Annotated in this window: 17 protein-coding genes; 12 read left to right on the plus strand and 5 right to left on the minus strand. The window is 66.6% G+C overall.

Annotated features, from left to right (window positions below):
• The coding region (locus tag MUO23_12775) for a mechanosensitive ion channel family protein (protein MCJ7513826.1) at nucleotides 1-1,556 on the plus strand (1,556 nt) is incomplete at its 5' end.
• Nucleotides 1,557-1,571: 15 nt separating this feature from the next.
• On the opposite strand, the gene rdgB is transcribed toward MUO23_12775, so the two are convergent.
• Nucleotides 1,572-2,189 (minus strand): RdgB/HAM1 family non-canonical purine NTP pyrophosphatase, encoded by a 618-nt coding sequence (rdgB, locus tag MUO23_12780; GenBank protein MCJ7513827.1) that lies wholly within the window; start codon nucleotides 2,187-2,189, stop codon nucleotides 1,572-1,574.
• Nucleotides 2,190-2,358: 169 nt separating this feature from the next.
• Here rdgB and MUO23_12785 point away from each other — a divergent pair, with 169 nt between their 5' ends.
• Together MUO23_12785 and MUO23_12790 are read left to right on the plus strand one after the other, a co-directional pair.
• Nucleotides 2,359-2,895: a DUF177 domain-containing protein gene (locus MUO23_12785; protein ID MCJ7513828.1), complete on the plus strand. Its 537-nt coding sequence runs from the start codon at nucleotides 2,359-2,361 to the stop codon at nucleotides 2,893-2,895.
• A 91-nt stretch (nucleotides 2,896-2,986) separates the two neighbouring features.
• Nucleotides 2,987-4,162: a sigma-70 family RNA polymerase sigma factor gene (locus MUO23_12790; protein MCJ7513829.1), complete on the plus strand. Its 1,176-nt coding sequence runs from the start codon at nucleotides 2,987-2,989 to the stop codon at nucleotides 4,160-4,162.
• Between the two features lie 190 nt (nucleotides 4,163-4,352).
• Here MUO23_12790 and MUO23_12795 read toward each other — a convergent pair whose 3' ends face one another.
• Complete coding sequence (locus tag MUO23_12795) at nucleotides 4,353-4,859, minus strand: CinA family protein (GenBank protein ID MCJ7513830.1); 507 nt, start codon at nucleotides 4,857-4,859, stop codon at nucleotides 4,353-4,355.
• Nucleotides 4,860-4,984: 125 nt separating this feature from the next.
• Here MUO23_12795 and xseA point away from each other — a divergent pair, with 125 nt between their 5' ends.
• Genes xseA through MUO23_12810 form a run of 3 tightly spaced genes read left to right on the plus strand, consistent with a single transcriptional unit; the run spans nucleotide 4,985 to nucleotide 6,924 of the window.
• Nucleotides 4,985-6,220, plus strand: coding sequence for an exodeoxyribonuclease VII large subunit (xseA, locus tag MUO23_12800; GenBank protein ID MCJ7513831.1), 1,236 nt, complete (start codon nucleotides 4,985-4,987; stop codon nucleotides 6,218-6,220).
• Between the two features lie 2 nt (nucleotides 6,221-6,222).
• The gene (locus MUO23_12805; GenBank protein ID MCJ7513832.1) at nucleotides 6,223-6,465 is read left to right on the plus strand and encodes an exodeoxyribonuclease VII small subunit; all 243 of its coding nucleotides are present in this window, start codon (nucleotides 6,223-6,225) and stop codon (nucleotides 6,463-6,465) included.
• A gap of 3 nt (nucleotides 6,466-6,468) precedes the next feature.
• Complete coding sequence (locus MUO23_12810) at nucleotides 6,469-6,924, plus strand: divergent PAP2 family protein (protein ID MCJ7513833.1); 456 nt, start codon at nucleotides 6,469-6,471, stop codon at nucleotides 6,922-6,924.
• A gap of 34 nt (nucleotides 6,925-6,958) precedes the next feature.
• Here the strand turns inward: MUO23_12810 and murJ are convergent, their stop codons facing one another.
• On the minus strand, nucleotides 6,959-8,524 hold the full coding sequence (gene murJ, locus MUO23_12815; GenBank protein ID MCJ7513834.1) for a murein biosynthesis integral membrane protein MurJ: 1,566 nt from the start codon (nucleotides 8,522-8,524) through the stop codon (nucleotides 6,959-6,961).
• Between the two features lie 124 nt (nucleotides 8,525-8,648).
• Here murJ and corA point away from each other — a divergent pair, with 124 nt between their 5' ends.
• Together corA and MUO23_12825 are read left to right on the plus strand one after the other, a co-directional pair.
• Nucleotides 8,649-9,641: a magnesium/cobalt transporter CorA gene (gene corA / locus MUO23_12820; GenBank protein MCJ7513835.1), complete on the plus strand. Its 993-nt coding sequence runs from the start codon at nucleotides 8,649-8,651 to the stop codon at nucleotides 9,639-9,641.
• Nucleotides 9,642-9,781: 140 nt separating this feature from the next.
• Nucleotides 9,782-10,102, plus strand: a complete 321-nt coding sequence (locus tag MUO23_12825) for a thioesterase family protein (GenBank protein ID MCJ7513836.1) — start codon at nucleotides 9,782-9,784, stop codon at nucleotides 10,100-10,102.
• 173 nt (nucleotides 10,103-10,275) lie between these two features.
• On the opposite strand, the gene MUO23_12830 is transcribed toward MUO23_12825, so the two are convergent.
• Together MUO23_12830 and MUO23_12835 are read right to left on the minus strand one after the other, a co-directional pair.
• A complete protein-coding gene (locus MUO23_12830) occupies nucleotides 10,276-10,977 on the minus strand; it encodes an SIMPL domain-containing protein (protein ID MCJ7513837.1) in 702 nt (233 codons plus the stop codon).
• A gap of 21 nt (nucleotides 10,978-10,998) precedes the next feature.
• Nucleotides 10,999-11,712, minus strand: coding sequence for an SIMPL domain-containing protein (locus MUO23_12835; protein MCJ7513838.1), 714 nt, complete (start codon nucleotides 11,710-11,712; stop codon nucleotides 10,999-11,001).
• Between the two features lie 379 nt (nucleotides 11,713-12,091).
• Here MUO23_12835 and MUO23_12840 point away from each other — a divergent pair, with 379 nt between their 5' ends.
• The 4 genes from MUO23_12840 to MUO23_12855 all read left to right on the plus strand — a co-directional run.
• Nucleotides 12,092-13,123 carry a D-2-hydroxyacid dehydrogenase gene (locus MUO23_12840; protein ID MCJ7513839.1) on the plus strand — a complete coding sequence of 344 codons (1,032 nt, stop codon included), beginning with the start codon at nucleotides 12,092-12,094 and terminating at the stop codon, nucleotides 13,121-13,123.
• A gap of 17 nt (nucleotides 13,124-13,140) precedes the next feature.
• Nucleotides 13,141-13,890 (plus strand): HAD family hydrolase, encoded by a 750-nt coding sequence (locus tag MUO23_12845; GenBank protein MCJ7513840.1) that lies wholly within the window; start codon nucleotides 13,141-13,143, stop codon nucleotides 13,888-13,890.
• 661 nt (nucleotides 13,891-14,551) lie between these two features.
• Nucleotides 14,552-15,769, plus strand: a complete 1,218-nt coding sequence (locus MUO23_12850; protein MCJ7513841.1) for an MFS transporter — start codon at nucleotides 14,552-14,554, stop codon at nucleotides 15,767-15,769.
• A 179-nt stretch (nucleotides 15,770-15,948) separates the two neighbouring features.
• The coding region (locus MUO23_12855) for an RNA polymerase sigma factor (GenBank protein ID MCJ7513842.1) at nucleotides 15,949-16,423 on the plus strand (475 nt) is incomplete at its 3' end.

The following is a 16,423-nucleotide window of genomic DNA, read 5'->3' on the forward strand; positions in this document are numbered from 1 at the left end:
AGGTGTTGGCGCGGCGAACGGACACCGATGTCGAGGACGTGCTGATCGATGTCACGCGCCGCCCGCTGGTGCTGACCATCGTTCTGCTGGGGATGAGCCTCTCGCTGCAGGCGACCGAGGTCAACACGCCGCTGGTCGAGAACGCCATCCGCTGGACGGGCGCCCTGGTGATGGCAGTTGTCGCCTACTGGTGCTGGCGGATGTTCAAGGAGGTCGTCGTTCACTATGGTGAGCGAATGGCCCGGCACAGCGAGACCCGGCTGGATGACGTCCTGCTGCCGATCGCCAACCAGTTTGCGCCGCTGGTCATCTTCTTGATCGCCGGAGCGGCGATCCTGCAGTACCTGGGCGTGCGCCTGGACGCACTGCTGGTGGCGATCGGCGGTGCGGCATTCATCCTGGCTTTCGCCATGCAGGATATTCTCTCCAACATCTTCAGCGGGATGATGTTGCTGGTGGACACACCGTTCCGCTACGGCGATCTGATCGTGCTGGAGGACCAGCGCTACTGCCAGGTTGTGCGCATCGGGGTGCGGGTCACGCAGCTCTATGACATCGACACCCACTCCGTGATCTACATGCCGAACAGCCGACTGGCCAATGAACGCCTGGTGAACCTGATGCAGCCCACGGCCGAGTCGATTTCAATCGTCCGCCTGGAATTGCATCGCGATACGAACGTCGAAGGTGCCCGCCGACTGCTGGCCGAGATCCTCGACGGCCACCCCGACCTGCTGGGCGTGATTCCGGACAAGCTGAAGAGCGGCGATCGCTTCGAAGTGCTGAGCGCGGCCAAGCGCGATCACGGCCGGAGGCGTTTGACGCTGGAGCACAGCCTGAACCAGAATGTGCAGGCATGCGAGGCGGCGCTGCTAGCCTTTGCCGGCGAGATCAGCCGCATGGAAAAGCGCGGCTTTGATCGGCAGGAGAAAGCCGTCCTGCTCCAGCGGTTTGGCGAGCTGGCGAGTTGCCTGGGAGCGGTCGAGGAATTCGACAAGCGGCTGGACGCCTGGAAGGGCGGCCTGGAGGAGCTGCTCGACGGGCTGATGCCCGAGTTGGAGCCAGGCTCGCTGGCTCGCCAGGCCTGGGAATGGGTCGGGGTCTGGAGTCAGGATCCGGACATCGAGGCCGGGGTGGACGACCTTGGCCTGCGCACCCGCTGGGCGCCGCGCCTGCACGGGCTGCAGCGGCGGCTGAAGGAATTGCAGGGACGCATCGAGCACCCGGAGACAATGGAGCAGCGCCTCGACAGTGCTGTCGTGCAGCTGGCCCGCTGGCTGGTGACTGAGTTCAAGCAGCCGGTGCCGCCGTGGAAGTGCTCGGCCGCTTCGTTCAAGGGATTTCAGGACGGAGCGCTGATCTTCAACCTGTTCTTCTTCGTCGACAACATCGAGCTCGAGCACTTCTTCCGGCAAGCCCGGGTGGAGGGCGAGCTGCGGCGCGAGGTCGCTCGGCGCCTGCGGCTGGAAGGGATCGAGTTCGCCAGCCTGCGGCAGGAGGTGGTGGTTCGGCCGTCGCCTGGTGCGGGGCGCGGATTTGAGTCGCCGCCGGCGTAGCCGACCCCGGCCCGATCAGCCGGGCAGGCCCAGCCTGCGCCGCAGGCTGGGCAGTAGGGCCCCCAACGCCCGAGCCCGGTGGCTGATCTGATTCTTCTCCTGCAGGAGAAGCTCGGCCATCGTCCGGCGCGTGGCCTCGACCTCGAACAGCGGATCGTAGCCAAAGCCCTCCCCGCCGCGAGGGTCTGGCACAATCTCGCCGGTACACTCGCCATACGCCAGATCGATCTGGCCATCCGGCCCGGCCAGCGCCATGGCGCAGCGAAAGCGGGCGGTCCAGGGCCGGGGGAGCGGGCGTAGCAACTCCAGCAGCCGGCGCCGTCGGTCGCCGTCGGTGGCCCCGGGTTGGAGCAGCCTGGCCGAGTGCAGCCCAGGGGCGCCGCCCAGGACATGGACCTCCAGCCCGGTGTCGTCGGCCAGGGTGAACCACCCGCTGGCAGCGGCATAGGCTTGCGCCTTCAGGCGGGCGTTCTCGCCGTAGTCAGCGCCGGTTTCCTCGACGTGTAGCCAGAGACCCAAAGTCCCCGGGTCTGCCACGGAAAGCGGCAGGGGCCGCAGCAGTTGGCGCATCTCGCGCAGCTTGCCGGGGTTGGTTGTGGCGAGTAGGACCGCAGGCTCATTGACTATTCGCACAGTACCCTCACCCTACCTATGGCGGTCATATGCATCGTGGCGCCAGCTGTTTGACAGATCTCGGGCCAGATAGGCTCACTCTTACCAATAACGCGCTCGGCTTGACGGTCGATTCTAACTATGTTATAATGCCAGCGGTTTATTGGAAAGAAAATTGACAGGCGGCGGTGTGACTCAATGGTCTCGGCACCCGTTGCGCATCAATGTCGGCTTCCTGCTCCACGAACAAGCCGGCTACAGCCGCACCTTCGACTTCGACCACCCGGCCGTCCAGATCAGCGAGGATCTGGCCATCAGCAAGCTCCGGGGGTCGTTGCGTTTTACCCGGACGGCCCAGGGCCTATATGGCGATGGGCAGCTGGAGGCGACCACGCCCATGGAATGCGTGCGCTGCTTGTCGGCATTCGAACAGCCGCTGGCGATCCGAATCGGCGATCTGTTTGCCTCCCCCCCGGGTCAGGCCACAGACCCGCTGCTGGTGGTGCCCGAAACCGGCGTCCTCGACCTCAGCCCGCTGTTGCGCGAATACCTGCTGCTGGACGTTCCGCTCCAGCCGCTGTGCCGGAGCAACTGCCGCGGGCTGTGCCCAGAGTGCGGCAACAACCTGAACGAATCCCGGTGCTCGCATCCGAAAGAACCGATCGATCCTCGCCTGGCAGCCCTGCAGTCGCTGCTGGACGACTCATCCGGGTCCGGCCCGGCCTAGGAGCGGAATGGGGATGGGTTGCCCTCGGACGAGATGGGCGCCGCTTCCCCCCCGCACCGGGTGAGGACTGGCCCGTGTCAGGAGTGCGTGGATGAGTATATCCAAGGATCGCTGGCAGAAGCGCGAGGCGTTCTCGGCGCTGCTCGAGAAAGGCGACTACCAGGGCTTTGTCACCAATGAAGAGATCGTGGGAGTCTTTCCCGAAGTCGAGGAGTCGACGGAACGGTTTGAGCGGATCCGTAGTTTCTTCCGCGAAGCGGGCATCGAGGTCTTCGATGATCTGACCAAGGTGCCGACGGAGTTCACGCCGGATGTCGCCACCCAGGAGGTGGAGGCCTTCGACCTGAGCGCCATCTCCAGCGATGACACCGTCGGACTATACCTAAAGGAGATGGCTCGCGTCCCGCTGCTGACCACGGAGGAAGAGGTCGATCTGGCCAAGCGCATCGAGCGGGGCAACGCCGCCGAGGCCAAGCTGGCCAGGCTCAACGGCAACGCTACCCTGAAGAAGCGATCGCAGTACCAGGCCGAGATCCAGGACGCCCTCGCCGCCCGCGATCATCTGGTCCGGGCCAACACTCGCCTGGTGGTCAGCATCGCCAAGAAATACATGGGCCGCGGGGTGCCGTTCCTGGACCTCATCCAGGAGGGCAACCTGGGGCTGATGAAGGGGGTGGAGAAATTCGACTATCACCGCGGCTTCCGCTTCAGCACCTACGCCACCTGGTGGATCCGTCAGACGATCACGCGGGCTATCGCCGACCAGGGGCGCACCATCCGGGTCCCGGTCCACATGTCCGACCGTATCCGCCGACTGTACAAGGTCGCCCGCGACCTCGAACAGGACATTGGGCGCAAGCCGACGCCGGAGGAGATCGCCCGGGTCCTCGAGTGCGACTCACGCAAGGTGCAGTGGATGATGCGCGTGTCGTGGCGGCCGCTGTCGCTGGAGTCGCCGGTGGGCGAAGAGGAGGACTCGGAGCTCGGCGCGTTCGTCGAGGATGAAAGCACGCCGACGCCCACCCAGACCGCCCATAGCAACATGCTGCACGACAAGATCGAGGAGGTGCTGGCGACCCTCACCCCGCGCGAGGCGCGCATCCTGCGGCTGCGTTTCGGGCTGCACAACGGCCGAGCCTACACCCTGGAAGAGGTCGGCCAGAAATTTGGACTGACGCGCGAGCGCATCCGCCAGATCGAGGGCAAGGCCTTGCGCCGGCTGCGGCACCCGCGCCGGGCGCGGCAACTGCGCGACTACCTGTCTTAGCGCCGGGCCGGTGCCTCCAGCGGCAGGCTACGGCGCCTGCGACAGGCCGTGGCTGGGTATCGAAGTGCCTCCGCTGGAGGACCGAGCAGATGAGGTGGGGTTGCCCCACCTCGTGCGCTTTCCCAGATCCCTCCCGGCTCGCCTCGCAGACTAGGCCGCCTGGAACCCGGGCTGGTGGCCGCCCTCGGGGCTACGCGGGGGCGCCTTCCGGGGAGCGTGATTCACGCAGCACCCGCAGCAGCAGTCGCAGGGCAGCCTCGGCGGACTGCTCCTTTACGGCCGCCCGCTCGCCCGCCCAGATCGTTTCCTCGGCCAGCCGGCGCTGGCGCGTGCTGACCGCGATCCAGGTCAGGCCGACCGGCTTGCCGGGCAGCCCACCGGACGGCCCGGCGATACCCGTCACCGCCAGCCCAACGTCGGCGCCGAAGGCCAGGCGGGCGCCGTGCGCCATCTCCAGGGCGGTCTCGCGGCTGACGGCGCCATGGTCATACAGCGTCTGATGGCGCACTTCGAGCAGGCGCTCTTTGGCATCGTAGGCGTAGGCCACCACACCGCCCAGGAAGTAGTCCGAGGCCCCAGGCACTTGCGTCAGCCGGTGGCCGATCAGCCCGCCGGTACAGGACTCGCCCAGGGCCAGGGTCCAACCCAGCGACCGCAGGCCGTTGCCAACTTGGACTTCGAGGGGGTCTTCGCTCATCGGCTGTGCTCCCGGCGCGGCCGTGCTCCGGCGCCAAGGGGGATTATAGGCCAGGGCGGGAAGTGCACTCCGCGGCCTCGGCCGGCTGATTGACGCTCGTTCTCGGGGAGAGTATCCTTCGCAGGATGGATCAGCTGGCGCTGTTCTCAGCCGAATCGCCGGTGCTGGCGGTGAGCGAAGTTAACCGCTACCTGCGGCTGTTGCTGGAGAGGGAGGAACCGCTGCAAGCCCTATGGGTGCGCGGCGAAGTGTCAAATGTCTCTCGACCGGCTTCGGGGCATCTGTACTTCAGCCTCAAGGACTCCCAGGCCACGCTGCGTTGCGTGATGTGGCGAGCTGACGCCCAGCGGCTGCGGCAGCTGCCGGGCGAAGGTGAGGCCCTGGACATTCACGGGTACATCAGCCTGTATGAGGCCGGGGGTCAGGTCCAGCTGTATGCCGACGACCTGCGTCCGGCCGGTGAGGGCGCCCGTTACCAGGAGTTCCTGCGGCTGAAGGCGGCCCTGGAACATGAGGGGTTGTTCGCTGCCGAACGCAAACGGCCGCTGCCGGCCTGGCCGAAGCGCATTGGATTGGTCACGTCTGCCAGCGGAGCGGCATTGCAGGACGTGCTCCACGTGCTTCAGCGCCGATACTCGCTGGCCGAGGTCGTGCTGGCCCCGACCGCCGTCCAAGGGGAAGAGGCGACCGCCGGGATTCCGCGGGCGCTCAGCCGCCTCAACCGCCGGGTGCGGCCGGATGTCATCCTGGTGGTGCGCGGGGGAGGGTCGGTGGAGGACCTGTGGGCGTTCAATGACGAGGGCGTGGTCCGGGCAATTGCGGCCTCGGCGGCGCCCGTGGTCACCGGCATCGGCCATGAGACGGACTACACTCTGGCGGATTTCGCGGCCGACGTTCGTGCGCCCACCCCCTCGGCCGCAGCCGAAATCGCCACGCCCAGCCAGCAAGAGATCGGCCAGCAGGTGACGACCCTCCGCTTGCGTCTGGCATCGAGCCTGATGCGGAGCGTCCGGCGAGGGCAGGCGGAGCTGCAGGCACGGCGAGACAGTTTGCGGCTGATCTCGCCGCATGCCCGCCTGGCGAACGCCCGCCAGCAGCTGGATGATTGGATGCGGCGGTCGCAGGCCGCCCTCTCCCATGACCTCGCCCTGCGGCGGGCCGGGGTGCAGGGGAGATTACAGACGCTGAGCGCAGTTGGCCCGGAGGCAGTCCTGGCGCGCGGCTATGCCATCGTCACCCGGACTGCCGACGGCAGGGTCGTGCGCAGCGTGTCTCAGGTCTCTGCTGGCCATGCCCTGGACATCCGCCTGAGGGATGGCATGATCCCGGCTCTGGTTATCCCGGCCCGAGGGAGGAAGTAGGCATGCCGAAGGCAAAACCCACCAAGCAGCCCAACTTCGAACAGGCCTTCGATGAACTGGGCAGCGTGGTCACTCGGCTGGAAACCGGCGAGCTCCCGCTCGAGGAGGCGCTGGCGCTGTTTGAACGCGGCCAGGAGCTGGCCGCCGTGTGCGCCCACCTGCTCGACAAGGCCGAGCTGAGGCTGAAGACACTGGCCCGCGACGACTTGAAGGCGATCGAAGAAGACGACCTGGAGGATCTTTGAGCCGTGCTCTACGGCCTGCTGCATAACCCGGCGCTGATCAGTGCCCTCGTGGCCTGGGCCATCGCCCAGGGAGCCAAGGCTCCGGTTGAGTATCTGCGCACCCGCACTTGGGATTGGTCACTATACCTTCGAGCCGGCGGCATGCCCTCCTCCCACACGGCGCTGGTTGTGGCGGTGGCGCATGGCATTGGCCTGACCGAGGGCTTCGGCTCGGCGGCCTTCGCCCTGGCGTTGGTGGTGGCCATGATTGTCGTCTACGATGCAACCGGGGTGAGGCGGCAGGCCGGTCTGCACGCCGAAGTGATCAATGCCCTGCTGCGTGACTTGGTCGCCGGGCACCCGCTCAAGCAGGAAGAGCTGATCGAGCTGCTCGGCCATTCCCCGCTGGAGGCGCTGGTCGGGGGCCTGCTCGGCCTATGTGTGGCCCAGCTTCTGGCTCCGCAGCTGCCCGCTGCTTGAGGCCAGCCGTCTCCCAATCTGCCTGCCCGGCCCGTCAACCCTGAGCCAGGCGGCGGCGCGCCGCCCGCCACAGTGCCAGCGGCTCGGGAGCCTTGAGGCTGGCGGCAACGACGATGAAGACCACGAATCCCAACACAACGCCCCCAAGCGCAACCACGACAGCCGAGCGACTCGCCGTCAGGCTCAGCCACCCGACGAGACAGAGCGACATGGCGCCCGAGGCCATGAGCGTGGCCACTAGGCCCGGACGCAGGGGAGCGGCCTCCAGGCCGCCCAAGCGGCGGCGGATCAACCCCAGCAGCACGACACACTCCAGGCCAGTGGCCAGGGAATTCGCCAGCGCCAGGGCGCCGTGCGGCATCCAGCCGATCTGAATGAAAGCCTGCGCGAGCAGCAGGCTGAGCAGGACGTTGAGCGTCATCGCCGCCACGCCGACCAGCACCGGCGTGCGAGTATCGTGCAGGGCGTAGAAGGCGCGGCTGACGATCTCCAGGAGTGAGTGCCCGACCAGGCCGACCGCGAACCACACCAATGCCCAGGCGACCATTTCCGTGGACTGGGCGCTGAATGCCCCGCGCTCGAACAGAGCCGAGACGATAGGTGTGCTCAGCAGCACCAATCCCAGACTGGCTGGCAATGCTAGGAAGAACACCGCCCGCAGCGTCTTGCCCAGGGAGGCGCGCAGCGAGTCCAACTCTCCTCGGGCGAACTGAGCCGAGAAGGTCGGCAAGGCGGCGATGGCCGAGGACTGGGCGATCACGGCCTGCGGCATGATCATCAATGAGAAGGCAAATGTCAGCGCCGCCACGCTGCCCTCCGGCATGCCGGAGGCCAGGATCGTGTTGACCACGAAGTTGACCTGCACAACCGCTACGCCCAGCAGGCGAGGCAGCATCAGTCGGCCAACCTCGGCCACGGCCGGATTGCCGCCGCCCAGACTTGCGACGTAGTGGCCGCCAAGCCGCAGCAGCCCCGGGACCTGAATCGCCAGATGCAGCCCGGCTCCCAGCACCACGCCCCACGCCAGACCATAGATGCCCATCCGGGGCACGAGCAGCCACAGGCCGAGGATCCAGCCCACTCGGTAGAAAGCCGGCGCCAGCGCCGGTAGCGCGAACCGTTGGTGGGCATTGAGGATCCCCATCACCAGTCCGCTGAGGCCGAAGATCGCCGGAGCGATCAGCAGGATGCGCATCAGAGAGGTCGTCAGGTCGATCTGGGCGGGGTCGGTAAAGCCGGGGGCCAGGACATGGGTGACCAGCCAGCGGGCGCCAACCGCCGCCAACAGCGAGGCCGCCAGCAGCACCAGAGTCACCAGATTGCCGACAGCCGACGCCAATCGCCAGGCGCCGGGCTGATCGTGGCGGGTGAGGAAGCCGGTGAAGGTCGGGACGAATGCCGAGGCCAGCGCGCCGCCGGCCATCAACAGAAACAGCAACTCCGGCAGACGGTTGGCGGCATAGAAGGCATCGATCTCGGCCTGAGTGCCGAACGCCCGCGAGACCAGCATCGTTGTCAGCAGGCCGGCCAGGCTGGAGACGGCAAGCCCGGCCATCACGACAAGGGTGCCGCGCGCAATCTGCCGATCGCCGGCGTTCATGAGCGAGGATTATAGACTACGGGCCACGCCCGAGGTGGACACCACCTCAACCGTCTTGGGTGTTGGCGAGCGTTCGAGCGGGATACAATCATGGCCATTCTGTCCACCACATGGGAGCACTCTGATGATTCGAGCCCAGCATCTTCCAGTCAAGGGAACCCTGCGGGCCCTGGCGCCGACGGAGCTCAACCCGCGGCTGTTGCGCGCCTCCCAGGGAACCGTGTGGGTCGACTTCGAGGCGGAGCCGATCGAGACCTGTGAGCCAATCCTGCGCGATGTCTTCCGTTTCCATCCACTGGCCATCGACGACGCCCTGCGCGAGACCCACATCCCGAAGCTGGACGATTGGGGAGACTACCTGTATATCGCTTTCCATTCCGTGGGCTTCGACCTGGACGGGGGCCCCCACGTGGACACTCGGGAGGTGGATTTCTTCCTGGGAAAGGGATACCTCGTCAGCCACCATGATGAGCCGATCCCAATGGTCAACAAGATCTGGGAGCGCTGTCAGAAGGACCAGCGCATCCTCGGGGAAGGCCCCGACCACGCTCTGTACTTGGTCCTGGACGAGCTGGTCAACAGCTACATGGGCGCATTCTCCGAGATCGACGAAGCCGTCGATGCCCTGGAGGACGCAATCCTCGAGAGCTCTTCGAGGGAAACGCTGGCCGACATCTTCCACCTCAAGCGGGCGCTGGTGACCTTGCGCAGGACACTGGCGCCGCAGCGCGAGGTGCTGAACGGGCTTGCCCGCAACGACTACGAAGTGATTGACGCGCGGGATCGGGTGTACTTCCGCGATGTCTACGATCACCTGGTGCGCCTGTTCGATATCAACGAGTCCATGCGGGACCAGGTGGGCGGCGCCCTCGAGACCTATCTCTCAGCCACCAACAATCGCATGAACGAGATTATGAAGACGCTGACGGTGATCACCACGATGTTCATGCCGATCTCGTTCATTGCCAGCTTCTTTGGGATGAACTTCTTTTCCCCGAACATGCCGCTCCCGGCGTGGACGGGGCGGGCGGCCTTCGCTGTGATGCTGGCGCTAACAATGGGCATCCCGCTGAGCTTCTACTTCTGGGCCCGACGGCGGGGTTGGGTGGGAGGATGACGGTCACGGCCTCCGATCCGACCGGCAGCAGGCCGCTGCTGGTGGAGATCGCCTTTCGCGTCAAGACCTACGACGTCGACTTCGCCGGCATCGTCAGCAACCTGGTGTATGTGCGCTGACTGGAGGACCTTCGTCTGAAGATGCTGGATGAGCACCTGCCGCTCGAACCGGAATTCCGTCAAGGCAGGGGGCCGGTCCTGGCGCGCACGGAGATCGACTACCTTCGACCGCTTCGTTTTGGCGACGTCGCCGTGGGTCGGATGTGGTTGGCGGGAGTGCGGCGGGCGAGTTGGTCTCTCCAGGCGGAGTTCGTGGCCGGGGAGGACGTGGTCGCCCGGGCGCTGCAAGTGGGGGTGCTCGTCGACTATGCCACGCTCAAGCCGCTGCCGGTCCCGGACGTGCTCCGGCGCAGCCTGCCCGCCGGGACGCAGGTCGGGCCGATCGAGGGCGGCGGGCAGTGAGGTTCGGAGCCGGGTGCAGATTGCGGCTCGTCGCTCCTTCGGTCTGGCGAAGACCACGCCGGCACGGGCGATGAAGACCCGCGAGCCGCCAGGAAAGGCATACGCCTCGCGTGGCGGCTCGCGGCCCGTTTCAGCCCGCCTCTCTCTGGCGGAGCTCTGCCCAGCTGTTGGGCCTACTGGATCTCGTAGACCAGATACACCTGCACCTGGACCGCCTGCGTGCCTGGGGCGGTCGGCACACCGCCGCCGCCGCCCATCCCCTCGGCGTAGACCGCGTACATAGGTTGCGGCGAGCTGAAGGTCGTGCTGGCCGATTTCAATTTGCCCAGGGTGACGCCGGCGCTTGAGGCCAGCATCTGGGCGCGGGCCTGGGCGTCCTGCATTGCCTTCTCGCGGGCCTGATCCTGGGCGGCGGTCGGATCCTGTAGACCAAAGGTCACACCCTGGACGTTGTTGGCGCCGGCCTTGATCGCCGCCTGCAGTAGATCGCCGAGGCGAGCCGTGTCGCGCAGCTTGATCGTCAGCGTGTGGTCAACGGTGTAGGTCACAGAGTCTGTCGGATTGCCGAACTCGTCATACATCGGCTGCGACCAGACGCTAAAGTAGGTGGATTGGATGTCGCCGGGTGCTACGCCCACCAGCCCGGCGGCCTCCGTGATGGCCTGGGCAGCGGCGTTGTTTTCGCTGACAGCAGCCGACACGTCTTCATCCTGTGTCTGGACGCCCAGATTGACGGTCACCATGTCTGGCGTGACGTTTTCGATCCCCGTTCCGCTGGTTGCCAACGTTGCCGGCGCGGTGCTCCCGACGGCGGTGCAGCCGACGAGGAGCAACGCCGACAGGATCAACCCGAGAAGAGAGAGTGTACGTTTCATCTCAATACCTCGCACAGCGCATCAAGGAAGGATGTACGACAGGCCGACCTGCACCTGATAGGTCAGGCTGCCCGGGGCGGTCGGCACGCCGGCTGCGGCCCCGCCCTTGCCACCCACCATCGCCTCGTAGTACGGCACCGGTCCGCCCGTGGTGTCTGAGACGGTGTAGACCTCCCCCAGGGTGACGCCGGCGGCTGCCGCCATCTGCTCGGCCTGGCGCTGCGCATCGGCGATCGCCAGCCGCCGGGCCTCATCCAACGCCGGGGTCAGATCGTCCACGCCATACACCACGCCCTGGACGCTGTTGGCGCCGGCCGTCAGCGCCTGCTGCAAGGCGTCGCCGAGCTTCGCCGGGTCGCGCAATACGGCGGTTAGCGTGTTGTCGACGAAATAGATCTGCTCCCCCGTTGGATTGCCAAATTCGTCGTACTTGGGCTGGGTGTACACGTTGAAGTAGGTGGTCTGCATATCCTCCGGCGCCACGCCGGCCTCTGACAACGCCTGCATCACTCGGCCGGCCAGCAGGTTGTTCTCGGCTACGGCCGACCCGATCTCGGCGCCCCGGGTCTGCACCCCAAGGGTCAGGGTGACGATATCCGGTGGCACGACCACGACCCCCGTCCCGGTCACGGACAGCGTGTCCGGCGTCGTCGAGGACGTTCCCAACGCCGAGCAGGCCGTCAGGATCAGGCCGGCCGCCACTGCGATGGGCATCCACAAGCGGGTTCTGGACATTCCTCTTGCCTCCTTGACTTGTCGGCTTCCCCTGATCGCCGCAGGTGAGCCAGAAGAAGCGCCTCCCCGCTGAGAGTGGCCCGGGGAGGGGCATTTCTGCCACGGCCTCAAGTATAGACGCTGCCGGCTGGACTGTGTAGGCAGCTGCAGGGGGTGGTCGGCGCCGGCCAATTGGGGACCAGACGCCAACCGCCGGCCAGAGGTTCCCGGGGGCGCCTGAGGAGAATCGGGAGAGCCGGGGACGCCGACCCCGGCTCTCCTGTAAGGAGGAGAAGAAGAGATACCGCCCTTCCGAACCCAACTGTACTTCGCCTGGGGAACGGATGCTGGTCCCGCACCTGACGCTTGCCCTACGCCAACCCTGCGTGGATGGGCCGGCGTGCAGTACAATCCTCTCATGGCGGAAGTGCATGTCCTGCTGACCCTGCCCTTTCCCGATCCGCTGCTCGAACGGCTGCGCACCATCTCCCCCGATCTCCGTATCCACCAGCACACCGCCCGGACGGCGGACGACCTGCCCCAGGATCTGCTGCCGGATGTGGAAATTCTGTACACCCTGTCCAGCCTTCCCCTGCCCGAGCAGGCGCCCAGCCTGCGCTGGGTCCAGTTCCACCACGCCGGGATCGACCATGTACTGGACCACCCCCTGCTGCGGTCCAACATTACCATCACCACCCTCAGTGGGGCGGCGGCACCGCAGATGGGGGAATTCGTCCTGACCAGCATCCTGGCGTTGGGGCACCGCTTACCGCGCCTGGAGCGGGACAAACGCGAGAAACGCTGGGCGGAGGATCGGTTCGAACGCTTCCGGCCGTTCGAGCTGCGCGGCAGCACGGTGGGCATCCTCGGGTACGGCAGCGTCGGGCGGGAGGTCGCCCGTCTGTGCCGCGCCTTCGGCGCCCATGTCCTGGCCTCCAAGCGCGACCTGATGCACCCCGAAGACGTCGAATACCAGCCCAGCGGGCTGGGCGATCCCGGCGGCGAGCTGATCGACCGGCTGTATCCGCCCCAGGCCACCGGCTCCATGGCCTCCCTGTGCGATTTCCTGGTCGTGACTGTGCCGTTGACGAGCGAAACGCGAGGCCTCGTGGGGAGAAGCGTCTTCAGAAGCATGAAACCCAGTGCCTTCCTGATCGATGTCTCGCGCGGCGGAGTCGTCGACCACGGGGCGCTGGTGGAAGCCCTGACGGTGAAGCGGCTGGCCGGCGCCGCGCTTGATGTGTACCCGGTCGAGCCGCTGCCGGAGAGCAGCCCGCTTTGGGAGATGGCCAACGTGATCCTGTCGCCGCACATTGCAGGGGCCTCAGGGGAGTATTTCGAGCGAGCGTTGGACGTCTTCCGCGAAAACCTGCGCCGCTACCTGGCCGGCCAACCGCTGCTCAACCGCTACGATCGCCAGCGCGGCTACTGACGCCACCCGGAGACTTCGTGATCAAAGGTGCCATCTTCGACCTGGGATCGACCCTGATCGCCTTTCAGGGTTCATGGCCCGACATCCTCGAGGACAGCACCCGCGCCTTGATCCAAAGCCTGCAAGCGAGCGGGGTGGAGTTCGAAGCAGCAGCTCTCCACGACGCCTTCCATCAGGCGAACGAGCGCTATCAGCGTCAGCGCCAGATCGACCACCTTGAGCGCAGCACGGCCTTCGTCCTGGGCCAGGTGTTCGCGGCGCAGAACGTTCCGGAGCCGTCGGCGGCGGTGCTGCGCCAGGCGCTGCGCACGATGTACGCCGTGAGCGAGGCCCACTGGCAGCGGCTGCCTGAGGCCGCGCCGGTGTTGCAGGCCTTGCGACGGCAGGGCCTGCGGCTGGGGCTGCTCTCGAACGCCGGCGATGCCGAGAATGTGGACCGCCTGATCGATCAGGCCGAGCTGCGCAGCTACTTCGACCCAATCGTTGTCTCGGCCGCCATCGGGATTCGCAAACCGGATCCACGAGCCTTCGCACCGATCCTGGACGCCTGGCGAGTCCATGCGTCGGAAGTCGTTATGGTCGGAGACACGCTGGGCGAAGATATCCTGGGCGCTCAGGCCTGTGGGCTCCATCAGATCTGGGTACGTTCCTTGGCCGATCCCCAAGGTGTGGCCACCTTCGAGGGAATCGTGCGGCCCGAGGCGACGGCCGAGCGGCTGGACCAGGTGCCGGCCGCAATCGACCGCATGAACGGGGTTCCACGGTAGTGGCACTGCAGGAACGGCCCGACCCGCCGGTCTGCCTTGATGCCCGCCATCGGTCTTGTGCAAATTGGCCAGGACGCCGATCCTGCGCAGCCCAGGCTCCCCACGCCGCGCCGGGTCGCAGGCGAACTCCACCTGGGTCCGAGACCTGGCAAGTGTGCAGCCGGCCGTAGTGCGGTGTGGGGACCCCTCCCGGAAGGTATAATCCGCGCCAACGAAACGGGGTGGCATGGACACCAAGAAGGCCGGTGAGTATCCATGCGCGACCTGCCCGATGCACCTGACGGCTAAAGCCAAGCCCACGGCATTCGTCGCCCGGCTTTGACCCTGGCACACGCAAGGCTGCCCGGGCTGGAAAGGCTATCAAGCTGGCCCGGCCAGGCACGCCGGGTAGGCGAACGGACTGCTCGGCAGGCCCGGCGCCGGCAGGGAGAACTGCTCCCCCGGGCGCCCTGGGCGTTTCGCCTGCCTGTCAGCTTGCCATCTTTCGAGCATCCTAATCTGGGTCCCCCTGCCGGCCGATGTCGGACGCCGGGGACACAAGCGCTAGGCAGTGGTGGCATGCCTGTCCTCCCAGGACGGGCGGCAGCGACCCGCTTGGGAGGAATTGCCTTCGAGACCCGGGCCTGCAGGCCGGGTTGTGGTTTCTGGCGATCAACACTCCATGCTGACTCGCGCCCGGACCCTCTCGCGCACCTACCCGCAGCAGTTCTGGCTGCTGTTCTGGGGCATGCTGGTAAACGCCTCGGGCGGCAGCATGGTCTGGCCCTTCCTCACGATCTACATGCGGGAGCGCCTGGGTGTCTCCCTGACGACGGTCGCCCTGCTGCTGACGGCCAACTCGATTGCCGGGCTGATCTCCGGGTCAATCGCTGGGCCCGTCGTGGACCGCTTTGGCCGCAAGATGCCTATGGTGCTCAGCCTGGTGGCAAGCAGCGGGGTGATGTTCGCCATGAGCCAGGCGGACACCCTGGCGGCGTTTGTGACTCTGATGCTGATCGCCGGCGCCTTCCAGCCGCTCTACCGGGTGGGCGTCGACGCCATGGTTGCCGACATGATCCAACCGGCAGACCGGCCGGGTGCGTACGCCCTGCTGCGCATGATCGCCAACCTGGGGGTGGCCTTCGGCCCTGCCGTGGGTGGCTTCGTGGCCTCGGTGTCGTATGCCATCGCCTTCTATTTTGCCGCCGGAGCCCACATGCTGTTCGGATTGCTGCTGCTGATGTTCGCCCGCGAGACCTTGCCGCGGGGGGAGCACGGCCGGGCCCCGCGCCTCGGCGGCTACGGGCAGGTGCTGCGGGACCGACCCTTCCTGGCGTTCTGCGGATCGTACGCCCTAGCCGGTATCGCCTACTCGCTGATGATGATTCTGCTTCCCGTGTATGCCAATGAGAACTTCGGCGTTCCCGTACGGGCCTACGGCTTCATCATGGCCACCAATGCCGCCATGGTTGTGCTGCTGCAGTATTCAACGACCCGCATCACGCGTCGCTACGCCTCGCTGCCGGTGCTGGCTGTAGGTTCCGTCTTCTACGCCCTCGGCGTCGGCCTGGTGGGACTTAGCCGCGGCTTCACCGGGTTCTGGTTATCGATGGTTATCCTGACGATCGGCGAGATGATCATGATCCCGACCTCGACCGCGTTGACCGCCAACCTGGCGCCGGCCGACATGCGCGGGCGGTATATGAGCGTGTACGCCCTGACCTGGGGCGTCGGGTTCGGCGTCGGCCCTGTGATCGGCGGCGTGCTCAACGACCATCTGGCGCCGGTGGCCATCTGGGCCTTTGGCTTGCTCATGGGAGGGCTGGCGGCTGCCGCCTTCACCATCCTTGGCCGCCGTCTCGGGCGGGGAGCGAGCCCGGCCGACGTGCCGCTCTCCTGATCCCGAGGCCGCTCGGAGCAGCCGAGTTGGTGGGGCTGGTGGCTGGCGCGGCCTGGCCGAGGGGCTTTCTCTGGGGCGGGGCCGGGAGCACTCTCCCGCACCGGCGCCGGTCCATTTTCACATCCGAGCCCGTAGATCAGTTATATGTAGAGAGACCGGCAAACCGGAGGCAGGAGAGAGTGGAAGGCGCCGAGGGCATCGAAGGCCTGGTCGACCGGCACGGCAGGGAGCTTCATGTCTTCCTGTGGCGGATGCTGCGCGACGATCGGGACGCCGAGGACTGCCTCCAGGAGACGTTCCTGCGGGCCTATCGGGCGCTGCCGCGCCTGGCGCCACAGGCCAACACCCGCGCCTGGCTGTATGCTATCGCCGCCAATGTCGGGCGTTCCTGGCTGAAGAAGCGACGGCAAGAGGCGGGGTGGGAGCAGGCGCAGCGCCTGCGGCTGGCGGGGTCCGAGAATGGCGATCCGGCCGACCGGCTGGACCACGCGCACCTGGCAGCGGCCGTCGATCGGCTGCCGCCACGCCAGCGAGAAGCGCTGATCCTGCGCAAGTATCAGGGCCTGGACTACGCGACCATCGCCGCCATCCAGAAGAATTCGGCGGAGGCGGCGCGCGCCAACGTATACCAGGCCCTGCGTCGGCTGCGGAAGA

This window comes from Anaerolineales bacterium (assembly GCA_022866145.1).
Classification (GTDB): domain Bacteria; phylum Chloroflexota; class Anaerolineae; order Anaerolineales; family E44-bin32; genus PFL42.